Source organism: Serratia grimesii NBRC 13537 (genome assembly GCF_001590905.1).
Classification (GTDB): Bacteria; Pseudomonadota; Gammaproteobacteria; order Enterobacterales; family Enterobacteriaceae; genus Serratia; species Serratia grimesii.
The window spans coordinates 1-1,908 of the sequence record NZ_BCTT01000032.1; the positions used below are offsets into that span (position 1 = coordinate 1).

A 1,908-nucleotide genomic window follows, 5' to 3' on the forward strand; every position below is an offset into this window, starting at 1 on the left:
GGTCGAGTCGGCCTGCGCGGAAGATGTAACGGGGCTAAACCATGCACCGAAGCTGCGGCAGCGACGCTTAGGCGTTGTTGGGTAGGGGAGCGTTCTGTAAGCCGTTGAAGGTGGCCTGTGAGGGTTGCTGGAGGTATCAGAAGTGCGAATGCTGACATAAGTAACGATAAAGCGGGTGAAAAACCCGCTCGCCGGAAGACCAAGGGTTCCTGTCCAACGTTAATCGGGGCAGGGTGAGTCGACCCCTAAGGCGAGGCCGAAAGGCGTAGTCGATGGGAAACAGGTTAATATTCCTGTACTCGGTGTTACTGCGAAGGGGGGACGGAGAAGGCTAGGCTAGCCGGGCGACGGTTGTCCCGGTTTAAGCGTGTAGGGGGAGTGACCTGGTAAATCCGGTTACTTATTCAACCCTGAGGCGTGATGACGATGCACTACGGTGCAGAAGTAGTTGATGCCAAGCTTCCAGGAAAAGCCTCTAAGCATCAGGTAACACAGAATCGTACCCCAAACCGACACAGGTGGTCAGGTAGAGAATACCAAGGCGCTTGAGAGAACTCGGGTGAAGGAACTAGGCAAAATGGTGCCGTAACTTCGGGAGAAGGCACGCTGGCGCGTAGGTGAAGAGACTTGCTCTCGGAGCTGAAGCCAGTCGCAGATACCAGCTGGCTGCAACTGTTTAATAAAAACACAGCACTGTGCAAACACGAAAGTGGACGTATACGGTGTGACGCCTGCCCGGTGCTGGAAGGTTAATTGATGGGGTCAGCCGCAAGGCGAAGCTCTTGATCGAAGCCCCAGTAAACGGCGGCCGTAACTATAACGGTCCTAAGGTAGCGAAATTCCTTGTCGGGTAAGTTCCGACCTGCACGAATGGCGTAATGATGGCCAGGCTGTCTCCACCCGAGACTCAGTGAAATTGAACTCGCTGTGAAGATGCAGTGTACCCGCGGCAAGACGGAAAGACCCCGTGAACCTTTACTATAGCTTGACACTGAACATTGAGCCTTGATGTGTAGGATAGGTGGGAGGCTTTGAAGTGTGGACGCCAGTCTGCATGGAGCCAACCTTGAAATACCACCCTTTAATGTTTGATGTTCTAACTCGGCCCCATAATCTGGGGTGAGGACAGTGTCTGGTGGGTAGTTTGACTGGGGCGGTCTCCTCCCAAAGAGTAACGGAGGAGCACGAAGGTTAGCTAATCACGGTCGGACATCGTGAGGTTAGTGCAAAGGCATAAGCTAGCTTGACTGCGAGAGTGACGGCTCGAGCAGGTACGAAAGTAGGTCTTAGTGATCCGGTGGTTCTGAATGGAAGGGCCATCGCTCAACGGATAAAAGGTACTCCGGGGATAACAGGCTGATACCGCCCAAGAGTTCATATCGACGGCGGTGTTTGGCACCTCGATGTCGGCTCATCACATCCTGGGGCTGAAGTAGGTCCCAAGGGTATGGCTGTTCGCCATTTAAAGTGGTACGCGAGCTGGGTTTAGAACGTCGTGAGACAGTTCGGTCCCTATCTGCCGTGGGCGTTGGAAGATTGAGAGGGGTTGCTCCTAGTACGAGAGGACCGGAGTGAACGCACCACTGGTGTTCGGGTTGTCATGCCAATGGCACTGCCCGGTAGCTAAGTGCGGAAAAGATAAGCGCTGAAAGCATCTAAGCGCGAAACTTGCCTCGAGATGAGTCTTCCCTGGGAACTTGATTCCCCTGAAGGAACGTTTAAGACTAAGACGTTGATAGGCTGGGTGTGTAAGTGCAGCGATGCATTGAGCTAACCAGTACTAATGATCCGTGAGACTTAACCTTACAACACCAAAGGTGTTTTTGATTTGAGAGATTTTCAGCGACGTTCCGAGATTGGTTCTGATGGCTACGTGAGGTAGCGGTTGGAATGAAACAGAATTTGCCT

Annotated in this window: 1 rRNA gene; it reads left to right on the forward strand. The window is 52.9% G+C overall.

Annotated elements, in window-relative coordinates:
• Nucleotides 1-1,805, forward strand: a 23S ribosomal RNA gene (locus tag SGR01S_RS23465); the annotation flags it as partial.
• Nucleotides 1,806-1,908 lie beyond the last annotated feature (103 nt).